The sequence below is a fragment of the Bernardetia sp. MNP-M8 genome, from assembly GCF_037126285.1.
GTDB lineage: Bacteria > Bacteroidota > Bacteroidia > Cytophagales > Bernardetiaceae > Bernardetia.
The window spans coordinates 470,046-485,395 of the sequence record NZ_CP147012.1 but is presented as its reverse complement, the minus strand read 5'-3'; the positions used below and the strand labels follow the sequence as shown (position 1 = coordinate 485,395).

General features: G+C 30.7%; 15 protein-coding genes. 9 read left to right on the top strand and 6 right to left on the bottom strand.

The features are described 5' to 3' along the window. Positions 1–28: 28 nt before the first annotated feature. The 5 genes from ribH to V9L04_RS02100 form a co-directional block, all read right to left on the bottom strand. On the bottom strand, positions 29–547 hold the full coding sequence (gene ribH / locus V9L04_RS02120; RefSeq protein ID WP_338792411.1) for a 6,7-dimethyl-8-ribityllumazine synthase: 519 nt from the start codon (positions 545–547) through the stop codon (positions 29–31). Between the two features lie 151 nt (positions 548–698). Further along, on the bottom strand, positions 699–1,478 hold the full coding sequence (locus V9L04_RS02115; RefSeq protein WP_338792410.1) for a DUF4292 domain-containing protein: 780 nt from the start codon (positions 1,476–1,478) through the stop codon (positions 699–701). Between the two features lie 350 nt (positions 1,479–1,828). Beyond that, the gene (gene serS, locus V9L04_RS02110) at positions 1,829–3,103 is read right to left on the bottom strand and encodes a serine--tRNA ligase (RefSeq protein ID WP_338792409.1); all 1,275 of its coding nucleotides are present in this window, start codon (positions 3,101–3,103) and stop codon (positions 1,829–1,831) included. Between the two features lie 154 nt (positions 3,104–3,257). Next, positions 3,258–3,731, bottom strand: a complete 474-nt coding sequence (locus tag V9L04_RS02105; RefSeq protein ID WP_338792408.1) for a hypothetical protein — start codon at positions 3,729–3,731, stop codon at positions 3,258–3,260. A gap of 68 nt (positions 3,732–3,799) precedes the next feature. Then, positions 3,800–4,141: a hypothetical protein gene (locus V9L04_RS02100; RefSeq protein WP_338792407.1), complete on the bottom strand. Its 342-nt coding sequence runs from the start codon at positions 4,139–4,141 to the stop codon at positions 3,800–3,802. A gap of 394 nt (positions 4,142–4,535) precedes the next feature. Here V9L04_RS02100 and V9L04_RS02095 point away from each other — a divergent pair, with 394 nt between their 5' ends. From V9L04_RS02095 to V9L04_RS02070, 6 genes are all read left to right on the top strand, one after another. After that, on the top strand, positions 4,536–5,249 hold the full coding sequence (locus tag V9L04_RS02095; RefSeq protein ID WP_338792406.1) for a hypothetical protein: 714 nt from the start codon (positions 4,536–4,538) through the stop codon (positions 5,247–5,249). Between the two features lie 126 nt (positions 5,250–5,375). Then, complete coding sequence (locus tag V9L04_RS02090; protein ID WP_338792405.1) at positions 5,376–6,683, top strand: glycerol acyltransferase; 1,308 nt, start codon at positions 5,376–5,378, stop codon at positions 6,681–6,683. Between the two features lie 177 nt (positions 6,684–6,860). Further along, entirely contained in the window at positions 6,861–8,438 is a 1,578-nt protein-coding gene (locus V9L04_RS02085) for an AAA family ATPase (RefSeq protein ID WP_338792404.1), read from the top strand. A gap of 8 nt (positions 8,439–8,446) precedes the next feature. Continuing rightward, positions 8,447–9,334 (top strand): HNH endonuclease, encoded by an 888-nt coding sequence (locus V9L04_RS02080; protein WP_338792403.1) that lies wholly within the window; start codon positions 8,447–8,449, stop codon positions 9,332–9,334. Between the two features lie 7 nt (positions 9,335–9,341). Further along, on the top strand, positions 9,342–9,779 hold the full coding sequence (locus V9L04_RS02075; protein WP_338792402.1) for a hypothetical protein: 438 nt from the start codon (positions 9,342–9,344) through the stop codon (positions 9,777–9,779). 7 nt (positions 9,780–9,786) lie between these two features. Then, the gene (locus V9L04_RS02070; protein ID WP_338792401.1) at positions 9,787–10,230 is read left to right on the top strand and encodes a hypothetical protein; all 444 of its coding nucleotides are present in this window, start codon (positions 9,787–9,789) and stop codon (positions 10,228–10,230) included. 23 nt (positions 10,231–10,253) lie between these two features. Here V9L04_RS02070 and gldG read toward each other — a convergent pair whose 3' ends face one another. Beyond that, on the bottom strand, positions 10,254–12,017 hold the full coding sequence (gene gldG / locus V9L04_RS02065; RefSeq protein ID WP_338792400.1) for a gliding motility-associated ABC transporter substrate-binding protein GldG: 1,764 nt from the start codon (positions 12,015–12,017) through the stop codon (positions 10,254–10,256). Between the two features lie 223 nt (positions 12,018–12,240). On the opposite strand from gldG, the gene V9L04_RS02060 reads away from it, so the two are divergent. From V9L04_RS02060 to V9L04_RS02050, 3 genes are all read left to right on the top strand, one after another. Beyond that, on the top strand, positions 12,241–13,635 hold the full coding sequence (locus V9L04_RS02060; RefSeq protein WP_338792399.1) for a saccharopine dehydrogenase C-terminal domain-containing protein: 1,395 nt from the start codon (positions 12,241–12,243) through the stop codon (positions 13,633–13,635). Positions 13,636–13,737: 102 nt separating this feature from the next. Further along, positions 13,738–14,277: a hypothetical protein gene (locus V9L04_RS02055; RefSeq protein ID WP_338792398.1), complete on the top strand. Its 540-nt coding sequence runs from the start codon at positions 13,738–13,740 to the stop codon at positions 14,275–14,277. Between the two features lie 74 nt (positions 14,278–14,351). Continuing rightward, positions 14,352–15,254 (top strand): hypothetical protein, encoded by a 903-nt coding sequence (locus tag V9L04_RS02050; protein ID WP_338792397.1) that lies wholly within the window; start codon positions 14,352–14,354, stop codon positions 15,252–15,254. The last annotated feature ends 96 nt before the right edge of the window (positions 15,255–15,350 follow it).

Sequence of the window (15,350 nt, the reverse complement as noted above, 5' to 3'; positions counted from 1 at the left end):
CTTCTACCTTCTAAAATCTAAATTGGTTTTAAAAACCTATACCACTTTTTGATTTTTTCATTATAGCCGTATGAACACCAAGCATTTTTATTGCTGTAATAGCTGCTTCATCGCCTTTATTTCCGTGTTTTCCTCCTGCACGGTCAAGAGCTTGTTGTTGATTTTCAGGTGTCAGAACTCCAAAAATGACAGGTTTGTTATGTCTTAAGTTTACGTTCGTAATTCCGTGTGCTACAGCATCACAAATAAAGTCAAAATGACGAGTTTCGCCTTGAATTACACAGCCTAAACAAATAATTGCATCAATTTCTGGTTTTTGAGCTGCCCATTGTGCTGCTAAAGTAAGCTCAAAACTCCCTGGGACATCATAGCGATAGATATTTTCTTCCTTTGCACCATATTCCATTAATTTTTCATAAGCACCTTTATACAATGCTTCTGTTACTTCTTCATTCCACTCTGCTACCACAATAGCAAATCGTTTTTTTCCTATTTCTTGAATAGATTTTTCAGAATGTAAGCTTAGATTTTTATCTTTTGATGACATAATTTTTAAATTACGAATTAAAAATTACGAATTACGAAAATTTAGTTACGATGTATTTCTTCATTTCAACCGTAATTCATAATTCGTAATTCGTAATTGAATTGATTATTTTTTCCTCGCCGTTGTTGGTGTCCCCACCAACGACATAAATTTATTTTTTTCCTAATTCCTTTTTATCATAGCTATCGGGAATAGAAAAAGGAAAAGAAAGATCTGATTTTTCAAAATTGACTCTTTTATGTTCGATTTCAATTTTGGTTTGATCCGTTTTATTTTCTTTTTTATTAAAAAAGTTGGCTACAGCATTTACTTTAAAAGGGATTTTTTGTCCGTCTAAATTTTGGAAGTTACTATAATCTATAAAAAGACTATTCATTCCATCATTCTCTTGAACAGCAACTTTAGAAAGTTTTTTATTTTCTCTACTTACATACATAGATGTTTTGAAAAGTTCATAGATTTGCTCTAAAACAAAATAGTTATCTTTTTTTTCTGGCGTAATACTTTGGTCTAATGGAGGAACATTTCCTAAAAATAGAGCTTGAAGAGTTTTGAAATCTCCATCAAAGTTTACTTGCTTACTAAGCGAACGAATATCTACAGCCGAATAACTTTTTTCTAAGCGATTGACCAAAAAAGCTGAATCAGTACGGATAAGCATACGAGCAGCTTCAATTCCGAAAACAGGACGAGCAGAAAGCCAAATCAGACTATCTTTTGCAATACGAATATCAACAGCACTACCTAATTCTTGTTTTTGATTTTGAAAAGAAAGATGAGATTTTGTACTTAAAAAAGTAAAATCAAAAGCCTCAACACCATATTTTTTGGTAAGTTCAGCAGGAGTAGAAACTCCTTTTTTACAAGCTGAAAGAAGAAAAATAGAACAAATAAATACTAAAGAAAGGCGAAAAAATGAAGTTTCTTTCATAAAAAAGTTGAAAAAAATGTGATTAATGACCAAAGAACAATTAGTAGTTTAATCAGTAATGAAATAATAAAATACAGTTGATAAACTCTATTTTTAAATGATTGTTTAATTTTAAATTGTAGCATACCCTTTAGGTCAATGCTGTTAAGCTAAGGATTTGTAATTCTACTCCATAGGAATTGCATATTGGTAGATTTTTCTATGATTTACGCTCAAAATGCTACCAATATGAAGTTCCTAACGGAACAAACGACTTTTTATTTGATTTTTTCTATCAATATAGAGTTCCTACAGAACAGAATTTTTTAGCTGAATAGTGTATTGCTTTAAAAGATAAGCTACAAAAACAACTAATCAATCTTTTCAAACCTACAATAATCTTGCAATACTTTAGGGATTTTGATTCCCTCTGCTGTCTGATTGTTTTCTAAAAGAGTAGCTACAATACGTGGCAAAGCAAGTGCGCTACCATTTAATGTGTGAGCTAAATGTTTCTTTTTATCTTTATCTTCAAACCTAAGTTTTAAACGATTAGACTGGAAAGTTTCAAAGTTACTAACTGAGCTTACTTCCAACCAACGACCTTGTGCAGCCGAATAAACTTCTAAATCATATGTCATAGCAGAAGTGAAACCCATATCGCCACCACACAAACGTAAAACTCTGTACGGCAATTCTAATGCTTCCAAAAGTCCTTTTACATGAGAAAGCATATTTTCAAGTCGTTGATATGATTTTTCTGGGTGTTCTATCACTACCAACTCTACTTTATCAAATTGATGCAAACGATTCAGACCACGCACATCTGCGCCCCAAGAACCTGCTTCACGACGAAAACAAGGCGTATGACCTGTCATTTTGATAGGAAAATCGCTTTCTTTTACAATTTCATCTCGGTATAAATTGGTAATCGGAACTTCTGCTGTCGGAATCAAGAAAAGATTGTCAGCAGTTGCTTCATACATTTGTCCCTCTTTGTCTGGAAGTTGTCCTGTGCCATATCCTGATGCTTCATTTATCAAAATTGGAGGCTGAACTTCTTTGTAACCTGCTGCAATGGCTTCATCTAAAAAATAATTGATTAAAGCACGTTGCAATCTTGCACCTTTGCCTTTATAAACTGGAAAACCTGCACCTGTGATTTTATTTCCCAATTCAAAATCAATAATATCATATTTTTTGATAAGCTCCCAATGTGGAACGGCATCATCTGCAAGTGTTGGAATAGTTCCCCATTCTTCGATAGTTTGATTGTCTTCAGAAGACTTTCCTGCAACAACATCTTTATAAGGTGTATTCGGAATTTCATACAAACAGTTTGTCAAATCATTTTCCAATTCCTTTAATTTGTCTTCTAAATCTTTTATAGATTGTTTGTTTTGAGCAGCTTTTTCTTTTGCTTGATTAGCTTCTTCTTTTTTGCCTTGTTGCATCAAAGCACCGATAGATTTTGCTACTTCATTTGCACCAGCTTGTAATTCGTTGAGTGAGGACTGTGTCGTTCTTCTTTCATTATCGATAGAAATAGCTTTTTCGACAAGCTCAGTAGCTCTGCTAAAATGGCGTTTTTGAAGTGCTGCAATGACTTCTTCTTTGTGCGCCTGTATGTGTGCAATTTGTAACATTAATTAATCAGTTATCAGTTTTTTTCAGTTACCAGTAATCAGTTACCAGTAATCAGTTTTGAATTTCTTTTTGAAAAATAAAATACTCACAAAAGTCCGATAAATTCAGTTAAAAATCAAGTTCAAATTGAGATTTGATTTTTAAAAGAATTCATTACTCTTCCTTCAAGCAATTTATAGCATTATAAACCGTATTTCCAATAATAATAAGAAGCAGAATGAAATAAAGCTGTACAAGAAATATGTTTATTTTTCTATGGTTTTTTACTTTTAGAAGAGGATAATAAAAATTTCCAGCTTTTTTAAGCCCTATAACATCAAAAGTAACAATATAAATATTATCAGAAGCAAAATCACCTCCCTCAAAAAAATCACCTTCATTGATTGCATCTACACAACGATCATTATAATCAATAGATTTTAATGAATCGGGCATTTTCCGATTGACTTTGAAAGTTTCACAAAAAGCAATATCAAACCTTGTAGGAGGAGTGTTTTCGGATGCAATAAATAAAACAATTTGATTATGATCTAAAACACCAAAAAAATAAAATCCGATTGAAATTAAAAGTAAGGAAGCAAATATCCACTTTTGATTTTTTCGGTTGTTGAAAATTGTTTTTAACATTTAGTTATTATTTTAGGAAGGTTTATTAAACCTGAAATTTGATTTTAGAATATCGACTTTAAAGACAATTATCTATGATTCCTTTCATAAAAAAATATACCTGCTTCTATTGCAGTCAAACCTATAAGTGAATAAGTCATCCATTTATCCATTGTTTCTTCCTCTAAGTTTAGAAAAGATAAAACAACAAAAATTAAAATAGCTAGAACAAAAACAAATATCTGAACCAAAATACTTGTTTTGCTCATTTTTTTCTTTAAAAATTTTTTCTTAACCCCCTTTTTGATATAAATAGCTGTTTCTTTTACTTCAATTCCCTTTGTTTGGAAAGCATTAAAAATAAAAGGAATACTAGTAAGTCCTGCCACAACTCCCCAAAACCATACTAAATCTGTAACATTAAGAATCAATAAAATAGAAATAATAAAACTGATAATTCCTGTCGGAACGGCTACAATTAAAGCTGTATTTCCTCCATAACTTTCAACTGAAAAAATAACTTGTTCTAGTTTCTTTAATCTTTTGATAAACTTAAAATCCTGTTTAGCAGGAATTTGACTTAATGTTTCAGTTTGATTACAGTGTTTTTCTCCTAAATACTTCCAACTTCCTTCTAAAAAAGCAGACTTACAACTTGCACAAATATTGGTCTCTTTCTTTTATCAAATCTCCAGTAATTGGGTCTAGACGGTTTTCTTGTAAAATAGGGCTATTTGAAAGAATTGTAATTGAATTTGTCATATTTTTATTAAAAAGTAATTTATGAAAGTTATATTTATGTGATTAACTCTATCAATATATTCAATGAAAATGTATTTAAAAGAAATATTCAAGCAAAATAAATTAGATTATTCTGTTTTATCTCAATTTAAGCCCAAGGAAGGAAGAGAAGTGGAGATATTATCTGAAGAAGAATATAGAGGAATTAAAGAATGGCTACAAAATTATTCTTTAGGTTTTACTATTATTCCTGTCTTTACAAACAATGAAAGTGATGCTATTTGTGTTTTTGCTGACGGAGTTTTGAAAGGTAAAGTTTTTATTCTCAATCATGGCGAAGGCTATTTTATGCCAAGATTTAAAAACCTAAAATCCTTTATATCAAAAATTAATTCAGTAAATGGAGATTGGCATAATTTGCCTGATTATGCTTTTGATTATCCTATTAAAAATGAATCTCACATAGAGGAAATTATCTTGTCTGAGTTGTGGCAATTGATTCATCAAAATAAATTTATATCAGAATCACATAGAGAACTTATTTTTCAAACTATATTGTATTTAACTCCTCCTTCAAAATTAGAAACACTACTAGATTTTTTGAAGGATAAGAATTATAATATTGCTGACCAAGCAGCTTGGTTAGTAGGTGTTTTTCATACTTATGAGCCTGCAAAGTCTCTTATTGCTGAGTTGGTAAAAACAAAATATAAAAATCATTATTTGAGAAATCAATTTTACGAAGGAGAGTTTAAGAAAAAAGGATTTTGGAGAAACCTATTTGATAAGATACATTAGCATTTTTGATAAATGGCAAAAACCAAATCAAATAATTTAAAAGAATCTGAATTTTTACGTATTTTGTAGTCAAATATAGTTTCTCCATTCTATAAAGAATCAAAACTAAAAAAATATACTGCAATTATGGAAAATCACAATTCTTCTGCTGTTGTTGGTGTCCCAACTAATAACATACCTACTAAAAATCAAACTCTAGCACAAAAATTAGAAACGTATAAAAAAATAATTGAAGCCAACGGAATAAAAATTAATGCACCTTTTGACCCACGTTATGCAGCAAGTTTGATTAAAAAGATTTTAGAGCCACTTAGTTTGTATTATTTCAGAACCGAATTTATAGGTTTTGAGGGAGAAGATTATCCTGAACGTAAAACTAATGCACCTTTAATTTTTGCAAGTAATCACTCTGGAATGGCTTTTCCGTGGGATGCAATTATTTTCTCTTCGATGCTTTTAAAGTTGCATAATTACGACATGACAAAAGTTGCTCGTCCACTGACTGCGCCAATGCTTTCACAGAGTAATTTGATGAGTCCGTTTGCGATAGAGAATTTTTGGAAACGTGCAGGTGGAGTAGATGCCACTTCCCTCAATTTTGAAACGATGATGGAACAAGGAAAATTCAATGTTTTGATTTATCCTGAAGGCGTGGGAGGAATTGGAAAAGGGTTTGATAAAAAATATGAATTGCAACGTCTTTCTACTTCAACTCTGCGAATGAGTTTGAAACACAAAGCTGATATTATTCCTTTTGCAACTGTTAATGCAGAATATATAAATCCGTTTAGTTATAGCATAGAAATTTTGGATAATTTGGTTCAGAAGTTAGGTATTCCATTTTTGCCTGTGGGATTTATGACTGTTTTGATTCCTTTGCAACCTTGGTTATTTTATTTTGCGCTTCCTGCAAAATTGATTTTTGTGCGTGGAAGACGCATAAAACCCTACAAAATTTTAGGAAAACCAGTGGAAGAAGCTACTGAAGAAGAAATTTTTGCACTTCGTGATGCTATTCACGCCATTATGCAGCGAGAACTCAATGAAGCTGTAGAAAAATATGGCGAAAGTCCGTACAACTGGCAAGAGTTTTTATTGACAGCACTTTGGAAGTGGAAAAAATTACCTGAATACCTTCCTTTTACGTGGGCATTTCGTTTTATCGACCACGAAAAACAGTTTCAAAATCGATTATTTGAGCTTAATAATTTTTCAAATATTGCTCCTTCTTTAGAACAAAAAGTAATTCAAGCCCAACAAATTGCACGAACAAATGAAGTAGAAGAGCAGCTAGAAGAAGACAAAGATATAATGGATATGGTAAAAGAAACTGTAGAATTAGTTGTAGATAATCCAGAAGTTTTATTGATGTATGTGCCTGTGGTGGGTTGGTTGCCTACGATTTGGAGGGAAATTAATAAATTTAGAGATTAGATTTTCAAAATCCTCGTTTGACGGCTTCATTTGAGCCTCAACGACGGTTTATGCACTTTCCAACCGTCAACGAGCTTAAAAGCGTCGTTGAGGATTAAAATACTGTATTATTAAACAAATCCTTCAAAAAAATAGTATATTTGAAATCATTAAAACACCCAAAAAAAATAGACAAATATGGAAAGTGAATTGCCTAAAATTTTAGAAGAGAAGCTAAATGATTATAGATTGATTGTGGAAAAATGTGAACAAATTTTAGAAGAAACTAAGAATTTATCATTTAATGATATATATGAAGAAGTAGTTTTTATTCACAATAAACTAAATGAAAGCCAATTTGATTACGAGTTGCTTCTGTATATGAATGTAGAAATTGTGGCTTTCGCAGAGCTTATGAGTAAGAATCCATACAACCATTTTTATAATAGAGAAAAGTTGTATTTTGTAAGGTGGTTTCAAGAATTTAATAGTTATGAGGGACGTGAGCTAGATAAAACTATAACAAAAATAGAGAAAAATAAAATTACACCAATAAGTTATAGTCTTTTATTAGATATAACAACTGATATAAAACAATCTATTGATGATGTTGTAGATTTGGGTAAAATTTGGAGCAGAAAGAATATTCCGTTTAAAGTTTTTGATAATTATCAGTTATTAAGCGAATCTTTGAAAAGTGTAGATATACGCATTTTTCAAGCTATAAAAAAAATCCTTTTTTCAGTTCCAATAGATGCACAATTTATAGCATTTACAGGAGAAAATGGAGATGGTAAAACTTCTATTTTACAAGCCATTGGACTAGGACTTTATAACTCTGACGATTTGTCTGATGAAGATAGAGGAAGTGAAAAAGTTTGTATATCTGTTCAATATCAAGAAGGAGATAAATACTATACAAATGAAATATATAATAATCCTGACTATCCTACCATGTATGCAGTACGCCACCACATGAAAGAACTTAAAAGTTTTGCAGCGTATGGAACTTCTCGTTTGCGTGTTTCGGATAAAAAGGAAATGCAAAATCCGTTATTAAATCTTGACCCAGAGCGAGCAAAACTGACTAATATTTTTGATTCGTGGTTGCGTGATGTTTCTGTAAATGATAAGGAGCTTTTTGAAAAAATCAAATCAATTATTCTTGAGATTCTTCCAAATGTATCAGAAATTAAAAAGAAAGATGAAACAAAAGTAATTAGTGATTTCTTGTTTATTGAAAAAGGAATTGAAGTAGAATTTAAGCATTTATCAGCAGGACATAAAAGCATTGTTTTGATGATAGGCGACATGATTATGCGACTTTCGGAAGCGCAACCTAAAGAAAAAAATCCAAGTGATTTTACAGGAATTGTTTTGATTGATGAAATAGAAGCACATTTACACCCAAAATGGCAAAAAGAATTTCCTCATATTCTTTCTACGACTTTTCCTAAAGTTCAGTTTATTGTTACAACACATAGCGCAATTTCTTTGTTAGGAATGCCAGAAAATACGGTGTTTTTTAGAGTTCAGAGAAGCGAAGAAAAAGGAACTTATATTGAAAGAATTGATATTGATGTCAAAAATTTATTGCCAAATGCCATTTATACATCGCCTTTGTTTGATATGGAAAGCATACGTTCTACAGAAAATAAGGGAATTGAAGAATTGAATGTAGAAGATGATTTTGAAGAAATAATTAAGAAGGAAGAGAATAAAAAACGATTAAAAGAGCTAAGTAAAAAGTTTGTTTTTACTCCTCCTAAATCTTAAAAGTTGCTATGAGAAAAGTAAATAAACCCAGTGAAATACCCACCAAACTTTTAAAAGTTCATAATTTGATAGCTGAAGAATTGTATGTCAAAAAAGATAAATTCGATTGGAGAGATGAACATTATAATACTCCTATAAAAGAAGAACTAAGAGATAAAATTTATTATAAAAAATGTGGCTACTGTGAGATAAAATTAGTAGAATACAAGTGCGATGAAGAGTTCACTATTGAACATTTTAGACCAAAGAAACATTATTATTGGCTAGGAGCAGAATGGACAAATTTATTTCCAGTCTGTAGTAAGTGTAATAATAATAAAGGTGATGAGTTTTCTTTACAGCTTGAGTATAGTAGAATAAAGAAAGAGTATGCTCCATTTGACTCAAACGGAAGTCTTATTTTTTCGAAGTGTTTAGTAGATAGTGATGAGCTTTTGAGTGAAAAACCTTTATATCTACATCCAGAAATAGATGAGCCTTTACATTTTTTTGAGGTTAATAAAGATGGTATTCTCTACCTAAAAAATGACTTGGATAAATTTGAACAACGTAGAGGTAAACATATGTTAGATAAACTTTTAGAAACAGAAAGATTAGAACATGCAAGAAAAAAAGTAATTGATAAAGCAAAAGAACAATTAGAGAGAGAGATAAGAAATTTTATAGAGTATAGTTCAAATAGCCAAGACAATACACAAATAAAACTTTCCTTCTTCTCTTTTTTTAAAATGCTTTTTACTTTAGGAGATAAAGAACAAGAATTTTCTCTAGTTGGTTATTATATGAATGAAAATTTTGAAGACTTCTTTTTAGATGAATATGAATCTAGTGTACAAGATTTGATAAAGTATGCTTATAGTCTGTTTTTAGAAGAAATTAGTAAAAATAATTCCTAAGAAAAAAATGAAAAAAGAATACCTAACTCTTCAAGATAGAAAGGAAATGAGAGCGAAGAGTAAAGATATGGGTGCTATGTACTTGACTGTTTTTATATTAGGTTTTATTGGTTGGGGAATTTACCAATATTATGCTGATGAAAAATATACGACTGGTAGTATTTTTTATCTAGTAATTTCTAGTTTAATTATGTTTGTAGCTTGGGTAATTCATTCTTTGGAAGAATGGCAACACTATAAATGGGTTATGGAAGGCATAATACAGGAAAAAGATGAATATAAAGATATGGAGAATAAATATTTGTATTTCAAAGTAAATGAAAGAGCTATTATAGTTTCTAAAGAAGATTTTGATACATATAAAGTAGGTCAGAAAGTAAAAGTAGAACAAACTGCAATTACTAAAAGTACAATTAGAATTACAGAAATAAAGAACTCAAAATAGCCTAAAAATGAAAAAAGAAGCACTAACTAAAGAGGATAAAATTATTTTGAAGCAAAAAGGCATTAATTCCTCTCACTTTCTCATCTTTTTGGTTGGCTTACAACTTTTGGGTTATTATATTTATTATTTTAGAGAAAGTCACTTTGATAATTATGGAAGGTCTTATCTTATTGATTTATCTGTGTTGGTTCTTGTAGGAATTGTAGGTGCTGGAATGTTCATTTCTTCAAAAACTGAATTTTACTCAGGATATAAATTGGTTTTTGTAGGTCATATCACATCTAAAAAAGTAGTAGAAAGTCAGGATAATGCAACAAGCTACCACTTTTTCATGAAAGAGGAAAAATTTACAGTATCAAAAGAAAATTATGAAAAATATAAAAGAGGGCAGAGAGTAAGGATTGAAGTATCATCTGTTTTGAAACAAACAATTAGAGTTTTACCATTATAAAATCTAACTACTAAGATTTGATTTTAAGAATACTTCTTCTTCCTCCAAAAATACCAACCCAAGCCAAAAACCAAAATAATAACATTCGGAACAACTAAATTTAGAAACTGCCAATAGCTTTTTTCTTCTTGTATCTTGAAAGTATCTAATGGACGGATTTCAAATTCTTTTGTTCTGGAAGTAATAATTCCACCTTCATCAAGCATATAAGAAAGTGTATTGAGGAGAAATTCTTGATTGGAATAGGTATTTTTACTTATTTCATCATAACCAATCGGCAAAGGCTGGCGAGTTCGTCTGTCAAAATCATTGGAAAGCAAATCGCCATCTCCCACCACTAAAACTTTCGAATCTTTTCCTTTTTGGATAAAATCATTTTCCGAAAAACCACTCGGAGGAAAACGCCCTTTAAAAGCAGAACTAAATTCTCCTTCCAAAAGATAAGCAACAGGAAGATTTGAAGTCTGATAAAGTTTTGGATTTAGGTCTAATTTTAACTCATCTAGTGAAATAAGTGTAGGCACTTTCTTGACACGTGAATATTGAGAAGAAAAAACTAAAGGCGTTTGAATAATTCCATCAGCTTTCACAGAATCCAATGTACTGACAAATTTAAACATCAGAGCATCCATATTTTTAGTGATTGGATGTGTCGAAAAACTGGCTGTTGTGGCATAATACGGAAATGGAATCGGCTGAACATTGGCTTTATCTCCCATCTGACCCACATTTACCAAAATTTGTCCTGATTGTGTGTCTTGTAAAAGATCTTGATTGACACGAACACCATAACGAAAAATCATTTCATTCAAACCCAAATTATAGGCAAAAGCATACGTTCCACCTTGTGCAATACTATCCAAATTCATCTGAACTTGGTCAATAAAAAATAATAATTTTCCTCCATTCATCAAATATTGGTCAAGCTGATAACGGTCATTATCGGTATAAGAAAGTGTTGGTTTTGCAATCACAATGGCATCATATTGCAGCAAATTCTGAATAGGATTTTTATTTCCTTTATTATCTGATTTAAAAGAGTTACTCAGATTTTCATTTAGATTTAATCTTTCTACAATATAATTTTCACTTAAAGTCTGTGTCAGAGAAATAAGTCTATCATTAGAAAGCTCGCCATGTCCTTCAATGAAAGCAACACTACTTTTTTGTTTTTTACTCAGTTTTTGAATGGCAGAAATTAGCTCGTATTCAATATTTTCAATAGATTGATTGAGCTGTTCTTGTGGCGAAGCTGTACGGTTTCCTTTCAAAAGTAAAACTGGTTTTTCTTTATTTTTATAGGAAACAATCGCCGAAGGAAAAATTAATTTCTGTACTTTTTTACCTTGTACAGTTTCAAAAACAGTTGTAGGCTGAACTCCACGGTCAGAAAGCTGCTTGTAATAACGATTTTGTTCTTCTGGATTGCTTGAAACTTGTTCTGGATTAATAAACGTAAACTGAATATTTTTTCCTGCATACATCGAAAATTCTTCTAGTGTTTCTTTGACTGATTTTTGCAATCTTTTGAAAGAAGAATTGAGTTCGCCTTCCAAATAAATTTCTATATAAACAGGCTCTTCTAAGTTTTTCAAAATGGTTTTTGAAGATTCTGTAATGGTATAACGCTTTTCAGCAGTCAAATCAAGACGAAAAAAATAGTTTTGAGCCAAAATATTAATCAAGATTAGTCCCAAAAAAAGGACAACTAATTGCATAATATTTTCCCACTTTCTAGTGTTGATTTGAAATTTTGAAGAAGACGTTGAATTATTTGTATTAGGCATTTTTTATAATAAAAATTTCTGTATGCTTTTTTGAATAGGCTAAAGTATATTTTATCTAACGAATTACAAATTTAGTTATTTCTTTGGTTTGGTGGCTTGCTTTTTTATACAAAAACTATCAAAACATTTTCAGACTTTTTTTGCAAGAGAATTCAAACTATGTTTACTTTGTCTTTCTGAAATTCGTTTCAAAAATCAATAACACACAATAAACAAAAAAATAATGAAAAACGTGGTGGTACTTGGTGCAGGACGCTCTTCCTATGCACTTATCGATTATTTATTAGAACATAGCAAAGAAAACGACTGGCAAATTGAAGTAGGAGATTTGGATATTTCGCTGGCTCAAAATAAAACAAAACACCACGAAAGAGCTAAAGCTTTTCAATTTGATGTTTCCAATTTGGAAGATTGCAGAAAGATTGCACAACGTGCTGATTTAGTAATTTCGCTTTTACCTGCATTTTTACACGCTCCTGTGGCAGAAATTTGTGTTCAAGAATCTACCTCTATTTTTACAGCGTCCTATGTTTCTCCTCAAATGGAAAAGCTAGACAAAGAAGCAAAACAAAAAGGACTTTTACTACTCAATGAAATTGGTCTTGACCCTGGAATTGACCATCTTTCAGCAATGCAAGTGTTGGACAAAATACGTGAGCATAATAGTTCAGATAATGAAAAAGCAGAAATTACAGCTTTTCGTTCGTTTACTGGAGGTCTTTTAGCTCCCGAATCTGACAATAATCCTTGGAATTATAAATTTACATGGAATCCTAGAAATGTAGTTTTGGCAGGACAAGGAACAGCAAAGTTTATTCAGAATCATCAATATAAATATGCACCTTATCATCGCTTATTTTCGTATTGTGAGCCGATTGAATCAAAAGAATTTGCTCAAATAAATGAGTATGATGATGACTATAGATTTGAAGGTTATCCAAATAGAGATTCATTGCAATATCGTTCTGTTTATGGTTTGGATACCATTCCGACAATGCTGAGAGGAACAATCCGAAGAAATGGTTTTTGTAACTCGTGGGATACATTTATACAGTTAGGAATGACAGATGATTCTTATAAAATTGAAAATTCGGACAAACTGACTTACAGACAGTTTGCAAATATGTTTTTCAAATACGACCCTTTTTTATCTTTGGAAGAAAAACTAAAAACAATCTATAATTTTTCTGATGCAAAGCTCAAACAATGGGAATATTTAGGATTCTTTGAAGACAAAAAAATAACACTTCAAAATGCTTCTCCTGCTCAAATCTTGCAACATCTTTTAGAGGAAAAATGGACATTAGATCCACAGGATAAAGATATGATTTTGATGCAGCACAGAATTAAATATACCTATCAAGGAAAAGCAAAAGAACTTACTTCTTCGCTTGTTGTTTTTGGAGATGATAGTCAGCACACAGCGATGGCGAAAACTGTAGGACTTCCTTTAGCCATTGCAGCAAAATTATATTTGACAGGAAATTTACATTTAAAAGGCGTTCAGATTCCAATTCATAGAGAAATTTATGAGCCTGTTTTGGCAGAACTAGAAAACCACGGAATTATCTTTAAAGAAGAAACTACTGAAATTGATAAAAGTGAGCTTTATAGTTAGCAGTTACCAGTAAGTAGTAACCAGTTAATTGCAATTGCCGTTTTATTTGTAGGGGCAAGATTTCTCTTGTCCTTGCGAAAATGGAGTTAAAATAAAGGGTAAATGACTAATTTAGAAAACCAAAAAGAAAATATTCAACTTTATTCTTACGTAGGCTCTCAAGAAATATTTGATGCTATCGATTTAAAGTTTACTGGCTATAAAATCTTAAAAATTAATGATATAGTAAGCTGGATTGAGAAAACAAGTCAAGAATTAATCAATGATAGTGTAATTGCAACATTTATCATTAATGAAAACCATCAGCTTGTAATTAATGATAGACATTCTGAACATGTCCAATGTGCAGGTGGAAAAAATGTTATTTCAGCAGGCGAAATTTCATTTCTAATTGAGAAAAAAGATAAAATTTCAATAAACGAAATAAGTAATCAATCAACAGGTTACTGTCCAAAACCTGAATCTTGGAAATATGTAGAAAAAGTTTTGAGTAAAATAGGAATAGAATATCCAAATGATTTTACGTTAGCTTTTGATTTTAGACTTTGCACAAACTGTCAAGCTATCAATCTGATTAAAGAAGATATTTTTGAATGTCAAGTATGTGCAAATAACTTAGATTCAGAGTGGAATTTTGATTAGAAAATTAAAACTTTATTTTTTGCACAAATAAAAATAATAAATTATTAAAAATAGCGACGCAATTATATCATTAGATGCACATTCATAGAATAGATTCCACTTCAAAAAAACACCATAACTTCCTAGCTCAAAACCGAAAAGATCCCATTACAGGTGATTCTATTTCAGAAGGTGATGAAGTGGTTTTCTGTGCAGGTTGTAAATCGGTTTTTTTAAGTGATACATGGGAGTATCTAGGAAATAGACATTGTGAACAATCTGAAACGTTGATAGATTTTCCTATTGAGAAAGCAATGTTTTTAAAATTAGAAGATGAGATATTATTTTATACTTCTCTACCTAAAAAAGGAAGATCTCAAAGAAATATCCCAAGACAAGTAAAAAAAGTACCTTGGCTCAAGAAATCTCAGAATATATCTCCTTATCAAAACTTCTTGCACAATTCTTTTATGAGATTTGGTAAAATTATAGCTTTTATACCGTTTTATATATTTGTTGTTATAGAATCAAATAATTCTTTTTTTCCATTAATTTCTATTCCTTTTATATTAGAAGGAATCATTTGGTTACATGACTGGTACTATGGAAATAAAGTAGAATCTACCTATCAACATTTCAAAAACAATACATTTTACATCACTAAAAAAGGGATTGGTTTTGCTAGTAAATATGGAATCAGAGAGTTTGTACTATCAGCAAAAGAGATAGAAGAAATTATATTTCATGAAAGAGATAATCTTGTATCAAATAGTTATTGTCAAGTATATTATAAAGAGCAAGGAAGACCAAAAAAAATAAAATTCAAGATAAACAGTAACCTTTTTAATAATTCTAGCACTCTTATTTCTGCTCTTAATACTTTATCTATCTCTCATAATGTACCTATACGTATAGAAAGTGGTGAAGAAAATACTCTTTATTATGTAAATAAAATGATTGCAGAAGGAAATTCTAATTTTCTTATTTCAGGTAGATAGATTTTATTTTTTGCACAAACTCAAATCTATTCTCATTTTCCCACAAATGAACTTCTGATAATTGCATATCAAGCAATTCAGAAAAAAACTTTTTTT

Coding starts and splice junctions, on each gene's coding strand:
- ribH (WP_338792411.1), bottom strand. CDS start 547: ATGTCATCAAAAGATAAAAATCTAAGCTTACATTCTGAAAAATCTATT.
- V9L04_RS02115 (WP_338792410.1), bottom strand. CDS start 1,478: ATGAAAGAAACTTCATTTTTTCGCCTTTCTTTAGTATTTATTTGTTCT.
- serS (WP_338792409.1), bottom strand. CDS start 3,103: ATGTTACAAATTGCACACATACAGGCGCACAAAGAAGAAGTCATTGCA.
- V9L04_RS02105 (WP_338792408.1), bottom strand. CDS start 3,731: ATGTTAAAAACAATTTTCAACAACCGAAAAAATCAAAAGTGGATATTT.
- V9L04_RS02095 (WP_338792406.1), top strand. CDS start 4,536: ATGAAAATGTATTTAAAAGAAATATTCAAGCAAAATAAATTAGATTAT.
- V9L04_RS02090 (WP_338792405.1), top strand. CDS start 5,376: ATGGAAAATCACAATTCTTCTGCTGTTGTTGGTGTCCCAACTAATAAC.
- V9L04_RS02085 (WP_338792404.1), top strand. CDS start 6,861: ATGGAAAGTGAATTGCCTAAAATTTTAGAAGAGAAGCTAAATGATTAT.
- V9L04_RS02080 (WP_338792403.1), top strand. CDS start 8,447: ATGAGAAAAGTAAATAAACCCAGTGAAATACCCACCAAACTTTTAAAA.
- V9L04_RS02075 (WP_338792402.1), top strand. CDS start 9,342: ATGAAAAAAGAATACCTAACTCTTCAAGATAGAAAGGAAATGAGAGCG.
- V9L04_RS02070 (WP_338792401.1), top strand. CDS start 9,787: ATGAAAAAAGAAGCACTAACTAAAGAGGATAAAATTATTTTGAAGCAA.
- gldG (WP_338792400.1), bottom strand. CDS start 12,017: ATGCCTAATACAAATAATTCAACGTCTTCTTCAAAATTTCAAATCAAC.
- V9L04_RS02060 (WP_338792399.1), top strand. CDS start 12,241: ATGAAAAACGTGGTGGTACTTGGTGCAGGACGCTCTTCCTATGCACTT.
- V9L04_RS02055 (WP_338792398.1), top strand. CDS start 13,738: ATGACTAATTTAGAAAACCAAAAAGAAAATATTCAACTTTATTCTTAC.
- V9L04_RS02050 (WP_338792397.1), top strand. CDS start 14,352: ATGCACATTCATAGAATAGATTCCACTTCAAAAAAACACCATAACTTC.